Annotated in this window: 9 protein-coding genes; 1 reads left to right on the top strand and 8 read right to left on the bottom strand. The window is 67.6% G+C overall.

Annotation, left to right across the window (positions count from 1 at the left end):
- The 4 genes from JHD80_RS25840 to JHD80_RS25855 form a co-directional block, all read right to left on the bottom strand.
- Nucleotides 1–662, bottom strand: a 662-nt coding sequence (locus tag JHD80_RS25840) for a branched-chain amino acid ABC transporter permease (RefSeq protein WP_199093263.1), incomplete at its 3' end; no start/stop codon positions are given.
- A gap of 175 nt (nt 663–837) precedes the next feature.
- Nucleotides 838–2,040 carry an ABC transporter substrate-binding protein gene (locus JHD80_RS25845; RefSeq protein ID WP_199093265.1) on the bottom strand — a complete coding sequence of 401 codons (1,203 nt, stop codon included), beginning with the start codon at nt 2,038–2,040 and terminating at the stop codon, nt 838–840.
- 60 nt (nt 2,041–2,100) lie between these two features.
- A complete protein-coding gene (locus tag JHD80_RS25850; RefSeq protein ID WP_199093267.1) occupies nt 2,101–2,847 on the bottom strand; it encodes an ABC transporter ATP-binding protein in 747 nt (248 codons plus the stop codon).
- Nucleotides 2,834–3,604: an ABC transporter ATP-binding protein gene (locus JHD80_RS25855; RefSeq protein ID WP_199093269.1), complete on the bottom strand. Its 771-nt coding sequence runs from the start codon at nt 3,602–3,604 to the stop codon at nt 2,834–2,836. The genes JHD80_RS25850 and JHD80_RS25855 overlap by 14 nt, the downstream gene beginning before the upstream one ends.
- Nucleotides 3,605–4,045: 441 nt before the next feature.
- Here JHD80_RS25855 and JHD80_RS25860 point away from each other — a divergent pair, with 441 nt between their 5' ends.
- On the top strand, nt 4,046–5,653 hold the full coding sequence (locus JHD80_RS25860; protein ID WP_199093271.1) for a caspase family protein: 1,608 nt from the start codon (nt 4,046–4,048) through the stop codon (nt 5,651–5,653).
- Between the two features lie 109 nt (nt 5,654–5,762).
- Here the strand turns inward: JHD80_RS25860 and bluB are convergent, their stop codons facing one another.
- The 4 genes from bluB to JHD80_RS25880 all read right to left on the bottom strand — a co-directional run.
- Nucleotides 5,763–6,374 carry a 5,6-dimethylbenzimidazole synthase gene (bluB, locus tag JHD80_RS25865; RefSeq protein ID WP_199093273.1) on the bottom strand — a complete coding sequence of 204 codons (612 nt, stop codon included), beginning with the start codon at nt 6,372–6,374 and terminating at the stop codon, nt 5,763–5,765.
- The gene (locus JHD80_RS25870; protein ID WP_199093275.1) at nt 6,371–7,699 is read right to left on the bottom strand and encodes a cobyrinate a,c-diamide synthase; all 1,329 of its coding nucleotides are present in this window, start codon (nt 7,697–7,699) and stop codon (nt 6,371–6,373) included. The genes bluB and JHD80_RS25870 overlap by 4 nt, the downstream gene beginning before the upstream one ends.
- Nucleotides 7,696–8,460 carry a precorrin-4 C(11)-methyltransferase gene (gene cobM / locus JHD80_RS25875; protein ID WP_199093277.1) on the bottom strand — a complete coding sequence of 255 codons (765 nt, stop codon included), beginning with the start codon at nt 8,458–8,460 and terminating at the stop codon, nt 7,696–7,698. The genes JHD80_RS25870 and cobM overlap by 4 nt, the downstream gene beginning before the upstream one ends.
- Nucleotides 8,457–8,583: cobalamin biosynthesis protein (locus tag JHD80_RS25880; protein ID WP_199093279.1), on the bottom strand; the 127-nt coding region annotated here is incomplete at its 5' end. The genes cobM and JHD80_RS25880, both read right to left, overlap by 4 nt.

The following is an 8,583-nucleotide window of genomic DNA, read 5'->3' on the forward strand; positions in this document are numbered from 1 at the left end:
GAGTAGATCGGCGCGGCGAGCACCCCAGCGAAGGCCGCGAGCGCGACGCCGAAGCCGTAGGTCAGCGTCACCAGCAGCGGCACGTTGATGCCGAAGGCTTGGGTCAGGGTCGGGTTCTCGGTCGCGGCGCGCAGATAGGCGCCGAGCTTGGTCTTCTCGATCAGGAACCAGGTGCCCAGGCAGACGACCAGCGAAGCGGCGATCACCCAGGCCCGGTAGTTCGGCAGGAACATGAAGCCGAGATTCTGGCCGCCGGAGAGTTGCGGCGGAATGGCATAGGGCAGGCCGGAGGAGCCGTACTGGTTGCGGAACAGGCCCTGGATGATCAGCGCCAGGCCGAAGGTCAGCAGCAGGCCGTAGAGATGGTCGAGATGGGCGATGCGCTTGAGCAGCAATCGTTCGATCGCGACGCCGGTGGCGCCGACGATAATCGGTGCCAGCAGCAGCGCCGCCCAGTAGTTGATGCCGAGATAGTTCAGGCACATCCAGGCCACGAAGGCGCCCATCATGTACTGCGCGCCATGGCTGAAATTGATGATGTTGAGCAGCCCGAAGATCACCGCCAGCCCGAGGCTGAGGATGGCGTAGAACGAGCCGTTGATCAGGCCGAGAAGGACCTGGCCGAACAGCGCCTGCGGTGGGACTCCGAGAAGTTCGAACATGCGGGGCTCAGATCATCTTATGGGGCGGGCTCTCGAACCTCTTCGTCATCCTGGCCAAGCGAAGCGCCGGGCCGGGATCCATCGTAGAGTTCCGGAGCCCTCCGATGGATCCCGGGTCGACCTGCGGTCGCCCGGGATGACGGCGGAGGACGTCCAGGCGGCTTTCAGCCGCGCCTTACTTGACGAGCGAGCAGCCCGTCTCGGCCAGCGGCTGGAAGGCCTGCTCCGCCGGCAGGACCGAGACCTGCTTGTAGTAGTCCCACGGGCCCTTCGATTCCGAGGGCTTCTTGACCTCGTAGAGATACATGTCGTGCATCTTGCGGCCGTTGGGGCGGATCGAGCCCTTGCCGAACAGCGGATCGTCCGTCGGCATCTCCTTCATCTTGGCGACGACGGTGGCCGAATCCTTGCTCTTGGTCGCCTCGACCGCCTTCAGGTAGTGAAGCAGCCCGGAATAGACGCCGGCCTGCACCATGGTCGGCTTCTTGCCGCCGTTGAGCTTGGCGAAGCGCTCCGACCAGGCACGGGTGCCGTCGTCGCGATCCCAGTAGAACGACTCGGTCAGGACCAGGCCCTGCGCCGCCTGCAGGCCGAGCGCATGGACGTCGCTGATGAAGACCAGCAGCCCTGCGAGCTTCTGGCCGCCCGCGACGATGCCGAACTCGCCCGCCTGCTTGATCGCGTTGGTGGTGTCGCTGCCGGCGTTCGCAAGGCCGATGACCTTGGCCTTGGAGGCCTGCGCCTGCAGCAGGAAGGACGAGAAGTCGGTGCCCGGGAACGGGGTCTTGACCGAACCGAGGACCTTGCCGCCGGCCTTGGTGATCGTGGCGGTCGCGTCGCGCTCCAGCGCATGGCCGAAGGCGTAGTCGGCGGTGAGGAAGAACCAGCTGTCGCCGCCCGCCTTCACCATGGCGCCGCCGGTGCCCTGCGCCAGCGCGTAGGTGTCGTAGGTCCAGTGGATGGTGTTGGCGTTGCACGCCTTGCCGGTGAGGTCCGACGAGCCGGCGCCAGAGTTGATGTTGACCTTGTTCTTCTCCTTGGTGATCTGGCTAACCGCCAGCGCGACCGAGGAGGTCGGCACGTCGAGGATCAGGTCGACGCCGTCCTGGTCGTACCACTGCCGCGCGATGGTCGAGCCGACATCGGGCTTGTTCTGGTGGTCGGCCGCGACGATCTCGACCTTGATGCCCTTGTCGGCCGCCTTGAAGTCCTCGACCGCCATGCGCGCGGCGACGACAGAGCCCTCGCCGGCAAGGTCGGCATAGATGCCGGAGCGGTCGTTCAGTACGCCGGCCTTGATCGAGATCTGCTGGGCGAGAGCCGGGGACGCCATCAGGGCGGCAAGCGCCGTGGTCGCGAGAATCGTCTTCAGCTTCATGGTCGTTCTCCCTCTGTCGATGCCGGGCGAGCCGGCGTTGTTCTGGCGGATCGCGCTGCTTCAGACGCCGAGATAGCGATGCAGCTTGTCGATATTGGCGTCGAGCTCGGCATTCGGGATCATGTCGATCACCTTGCCTTGCTCGACCACATAGTGCCGGTCCGCCACCGTCTGGGCGAAGCGGAAGTTCTGCTCGACCAGGATGATGGTGAAGCCGTCCTGCTTCAGCTTCGCGATGGTGCGGCCGATCTGCTCGATGATGACGGGGGCGAGGCCCTCGGTCGGCTCGTCCAGCAGGAGGAGATGCGCACCGGTGCGCAGGATGCGGCCGATCGCCAGCATCTGCTGCTCGCCGCCGGAGAGCTTGGTGCCCTGGCTCTTCAGACGCTCCTTGATATTGGGGAAGAGCGTGAAGATCGCGTCGAGCGAGAGCCCGCCGGGGCGCACCTGCGGCGGCAGCATCAGGTTCTCCTCGACCGAGAGCGAGGCATAGATGCCGCGCTCCTCCGGCACGAAGCCGATGCCGAGCCGGGCGATGGCGCGCGAGGGCAGGCCGATCGTCTCCTTGCCCTCCAGCACGACCGAGCCCTTGCGCTTGGCCAGCACGCCCATGATCGATTTCAGCGTCGTGGTCTTGCCGGCGCCGTTGCGGCCGAGCAGCGTCACCACCTCGCCGGGCGCGACGTCGAAGTCGATTCCGTGCAGGACATGGCTCTCGCCGTACCAGGCCTCGAGCCCACGCACCTTGAGCAGCGGGGCGGTCCCGGCGGCGGCGGCCGGCGTCTTCAGCGCTTCAGTGGTGGCCATGTCCGCCTCCCGAGCCGATATAGGCCTCGACCACGCGCGGATCCTTCGAGACGGTGGCGTAGTCGCCCTCCGCCAGCACCTGCCCGCGCGCCAGCACGGTGATGCGGTCCGAGAGCGAGGCGACGACCGAGAGATTGTGCTCGACCATCAGAATGGTGCGCTTGGCCGAGATCTTGCGGATCAGCGCCGCGATGCGGTCGACATCCTCGCGGCCCATGCCGGCCATCGGTTCGTCGAGCAGCAGCATTTCGGGGTCGAGCGCCAGCGTCGTCGCGATCTCCAGCGCGCGCTTGCGGCCGTAGCTGAGCTCGCCGGCGGTCAGCCCGAGAAACGGGGTCAGGCCGACAGCCTCGACCAGGGCGGCGGCCTCGGCGTCTAGCGCCTTCAGCGAGCGCTCCGAGCGCCAAAAATCGAACGAATCGCCGCGCTTGCGCCGCTGCAGGGCGATGCGGACATTGGTCAGCACCGAGAGCTGCGGGAACACCGCCGAAATTTGGAAGGAGCGGACGAGGCCGAGCCTTGCGATCTCCGCCGGCTTCTCGCGGGTGATGTCGCGGCCGTTATAGACGATCGATCCGCGTGTCGGCGCGAGGAATTTCGTCAACAGGTTGAAGCATGTCGTCTTGCCGGCGCCGTTCGGGCCGATCAAGGCGTGAATAGAGCCGCGGCGGACATTGAGGTCAACGCCGTTCACAGCTGTAAAGCCGGCAAATTCTTTTGTAAGACCTGATGTCGAAAGAATAGTATCCTCAGGCATGCCGATTGCCAGCCTTCATCAGCTTTATCTTTCTTGTTTAAGCGGTTCCCCTTGCATGTCATGCTGCACCGCGCTCCGGGCATAAGTCAACGCTGGCGGGTTTCAAAGCGGTCTTGGCAGGCGCGCTCTCATCCCTTCGTCTTATGCAGCGCGTTTCATGCGAATGGAGGATGCGGGCGCCCTCGTCATGCGCCACTGCTCGCGTTCGGGCGTGCGATCGCGGGAAAAGATTTGAACCCGCATTGCTGCTCGCGCGACAAAGAGACGTTCCGGTTTACCATCGGATCGTGTTGCGGTAAAAATGGTGGCCATCTTTCGTCCATATTGCTGCCTTGTTTTTTGACCGTGCGCTGCGCCGACCGTTGCGGACGGGCAGCCGATTGCCGAATTGGGGAGGTTGTCGTGAACTTCGCGTCTCTGGTTCCAGGGTTCCGTGCCCGAATGGCTGTCGCCTTTGCGCTGGTGCTCTCAGCGGTGGCGCTGGCCTCGCCTTCGTCCGCGGCCGTGCCCGAGCGGCGCGTCGCGCTGGTCATCGGCAACAGCGCCTATACGGCGGTGCCGCCGCTCGCCAATCCGCAGCGCGACGCCAAGGGCATCTCGGCTGCGCTGAAGCGCCTCGGCTTCGACGTCGTCGAAGGGTACGACCTCAAGATGGATGAGATGACGGGCATCGTGCGCGAGTTCGCGCTGAAGCTCGACGGCGCCAAGGCCGGCCTCGTCTATTATGCCGGCCACGGCATCGCCGTCGGCGACGAGAACTACCTGATCCCCGTCGATGCCTCGCTGCGTTCGGAAGCCGATCTCGATTTCCGGGCGGTGAACATCCAGCTCGTGCTGCGCCAGATGCAGCGCGACGAGCGCGTCAACATCGTCATCCTCGATGCCTGCCGCGACAATCCCTTCGCCGCCCAGCTCGCGGCGAAGTCGCGCGCCGTCACCCGCGGCCTGACGGCGATCGAGACGCAGTCGGCTTCCGGCATCCTGATCGCCTTCGCGACCGATCCGCGGGCGACCGCTCTGGACGGCGAGCGCGACGGCAACAGCCCCTTCACCAGCGCGCTGCTGAAGCATATCGAGACGCCCGAGGTGTCGATCACCACGGTGATGGACCGCGTGCGCGCCGACGTCTGGGAAGCGACCGGCAAGAAGCAGAAGCCCTGGACCAATTCCTCGATCATCGGCGAGTTCAAGCTCAACCCGACGCTGAAGCTCGCTTCCGTCGATCCGGGCGTGGCCGCGACCAAGACCATCGATGCCGCCGTGCCGATGCCGGCCATGCCGGCCGCTCCGTCGCTCGACCGCGCCCAGCTCGACGTCAAGACCTGGGAAGTCGCCGAACGCGGCAATTCCGCCGCCGATTACCGCGCCTATCTCGACGCCTTCCCGTCGGGCCAGTTCGCCACCTTCGCCCGTAACCGTCTCGCCAGCCTCGAAGCGGCTAAGCCGGCGGCCGGCTTCCTCGCGACGCCTCCCGGCGTCACCGAGGAAGCGCTGAAGAAGGAGATCGGCACGGCGCAGACCGAGACCGCGATGAAGCTGGAGGCCAAGGATCGGCGCGAGGTGCAGACCCGCCTGCGCGTCAGCGGCTTCCAGCCCGGCAAGGCTGCCGCGACCTTCGGCCCGAGCCAGCGCAAGGCGATCCAGGCCTGGCAGAAGTCGCGCGGCATCCCGGAGACGGGCTTCCTGACCGCGATGCAGGTCAGCGCGCTGCGCGTCCAGAGCGAGACCGCCTACCAGGCCGTGCTCGCCGAGGAGAAGGCCGCGGCCGAGAAGAAGCGTAGCGCCAAGCCGGCCGGAGAGGGGAAGGCTGCCACCCGCAACGTCGGCTCCTATGACGGCGACGAGATGTACAAGCGCGATCTCGCTCGCGAGCGCGGCGAAACCTATCGGGGCCCGGCCACGGCGGGCCGCGGCACGACCAGCACGGGATATCAGGGCCGTGTCCGGACGCGTGACAGCAACACGGGCGACACGGCCGGCGCGGCCGCCTTCGGCTCGATTCTCGGCGGGGTGGTCGGCGGGGTGATCGGCGGCGGCTTCCGTCGCTGAGGCGCCGCCCTCGTTCCGAAGATGCGCAAAGCCGGCCCTGAAGGGGCCGGCTTTTTCGTTGTCCGGTGCTTTCTAAGAACGAAGATGCGGCAATCGCGGCCGGCGAGGATCAGCCGCGCTCCCAGCCGGCCCTGACCAACTCGGGCTCGTCGCAGTCCTCTTCCGGCCAACCGACGCAGAGATAGGCGACGAGCTTCCACGCCGGTAGTGTGCCGAGGACCTTGGCGATCTCGGCGGGGTCGAGGATCGAGACCCAGCCGACGCCGAGCCCATGGATACGCGCCGAGAGCCAGAACTGCGTGATCGCCGCGACCACCGAGTAATCCAGCATCTCCGGCATGGTCCGCCGGCCGAGGCCATGGCCCCGCGCGGTGCCGTGGTCGCAGAACACGGCGAACTGCACCGGCGCCTCCCGCAGGCCTTCGAGCTTCAGGCGGGCATAGAGCGCCGCCCGCTCGCCCTCATAGGACGCGAGCGCGTCCGCATTGCAGCGGCTGAAGCTCTCCTGCACGGCAGCGCGCTGCGCCGGCTCCGCGACGGGAATCCAGCGCCAGGGCTGCGCATGCCCGACGGAAGGAGAGAGACTGGTCTGCGCTAGCAGCGTCTCGATCAATGCATCCGGAACCGGATCGCGCTTGAATCGCCGGACATCGCGCCGCCAGCGCAGCAGCTCCTCGAACTGCCGGGAAAAGCCTTCGTCGAAGACCGGCGGCCGGCTCACGCCGACCCCGCCGTGGCGATGGCGTGGAAGAACGAGCCCGTCACCAGCCCGCGCCGGCTGCCGGATGGCATGGGCGCCGAGCCATGGGGATCGGTCACCACGGCGAAGGCCGGGTCCTCGCCCTGCGCGACGATGCTGGCATAGTGGAATTCATGCCCGGTCAGCGCCGAGCCCGCCGGTCCGAGCGGGCCATCCGCCTCCAGAACCGCCCGGCGATAACCGAGATTCATCTTCCGCTTGGCGAAGGAGGTCTCGACCGAGAGCAGGCCAGCCATGGCATGGGCGACCCCATCGGCATCGGTCAGCGTGCGCCCGAGCACCATGTAGCCGCCGCACTCGCCATGCACTGGCCGGGTCGAGGCGAAAGACCGGAGCCCGTCGAGGAAACGGCTTGCCGCAGCGATCGTGCCGGCATGCAATTCGGGATAGCCGCCGGGCAGCCAACAGGCGTCGCAAGCCTCCGGCGGGGCCTCGTCCTTCAGCGGCGAGAACGGCACCAGTTCCGCGCCCGCCGCGCGCCAGCCCGCCTCGACATGCGGATAGACGAAGGAGAAGGCGGCATCGCGGGCGATGGCGATCCGCCGTCCGGGCGCGGGCAGGGGCGGGGTCGCATCGCCAGCCGTCGTCAGGAGCGTCGTGGCGCCGGCAGCAGCCATCACGGCATCGAGATCGATGGTCTTCGAGACAGCTTCCGCCAGCGCATCGAGCCGTGCGTGCAGGTCGGCTGTCTCGCCGGCCTGGACCAACCCGAGATGGCGCTCTGGCAGGATCAGGCTCGCCTCGCGCGGCAAGGCGCCCAGCACGGGCAGGCCGATACGGTCCATGCCCTGCCGCACCAGTCGTTCATGCCGGGCGCTAGCGACCTTGTTGAGGATCACGCCGACGACGCGGATGCGCGGATCGTAGAGCTTGCAGCCGAGCGCGACCGCGGCCACCGATTGCGCAGCGCCTGACACGTCGATGACGAGCACGACCGGCCAGCCCGTCAGCGCCGCGATATCGGCGCCGGCGCCTGTATGTCCCTCCGGTCCCGGTACGGCGTCGAACAGCCCCATCGAGCCCTCGGCGATGACGATGTCGGCGGCGTCAGCCGCTTCGCCGGCGATCCGGCCGAGCAACCCGTCAGTCATCGCGTAGCTGTCGAGATTGGCGCTGGGCGCCCCCGTCGCGGCGGCATGGAAGGCCGGGTCGATATAATCCGGTCCGCATTTCAGGCCGCGCACGGTCAACCCCCGCTGCACCAGCGCGCGCTGCAATCCGAGCGTGATCGTGGTCTTGCCGGAGCCGGAGCGCGGCGCGGCGATGAGTAGCCCGCGCGCGCTCATGGCCCGCCCCGCGGCCGGAAGCGGCGGTCGTAATCGACCGAATAGAGCGCGCTCTCGCCGAAATCATCGGCCGCCAGTGCCGGCCCGACGAGGATCAGCGCCGTGCGTTCGAGTTCGCTGGCCCGAACCTTTGGGGCGATATCGGCGAGCCTGCCCTGCAGCACGGTCTCGTCAGGCCATGTCGCGCGGAACACGACCGCGACCGGGCAATCGGCGCCGTAGAACGGCGTCAATTCCGCCACGACCTGCTCGACGACATGGATCGAGAGGTGGATGGCAAGCGTCGCGCCGGAAGCGGCGAAGGTCGCGAGCTTCTCTTTTTCCGGCATGGCCGAAGCGCGGCCCGAGGTGCGCGTCAGCACCAGCGATTGAGCGACGCCCGGCAAGGTGAGTTCGCGCTTCAGCACGGCAGCTGCGGCGGCAAAGGCCGGAACGCCCGGCGTCACCGTATAGGCGATGCCTGCCCGGTCGAGCCGGCGCATCTGTTCGCCGCAGGCGCTCCAGATCGAGAGATCGCCGGAATGCAGGCGCGCCACGTCCTGCCCGGCGCGATGCGCCGCCTCCATCTCGGCGATGATCGCGTCGAGATCGAGCGGGGCGGTGTCGACGACGCGTGCGCCCGGCGGGCACCAGTCGAGCATCGCCTTGGGGATCAGCGAGCCCGCGTAGAGGCACACAGGCGAAGCCGCGATCAGGTCGCGACCGCGCAGCGTGATGAGATCGGGCGCGCCGGGGCCGGCGCCGATGAAATGGATGGTCATGCGAGGCTTCTGGCGAGCGCGCAGGTGACGCGCGCGGTTGCGATGCGCGGCTGCACCAGTTCGCCGCCCGGTCCAGCCGCAGCCAGCGCCGCGGCCTCGGCCACCGAGCCGACGCCATAGAGC

The organism is Allobosea sp. ASV33, from assembly GCF_016428755.1.
In the GTDB taxonomy this organism is placed as follows: domain Bacteria; phylum Pseudomonadota; class Alphaproteobacteria; order Rhizobiales; family Beijerinckiaceae; genus Allobosea.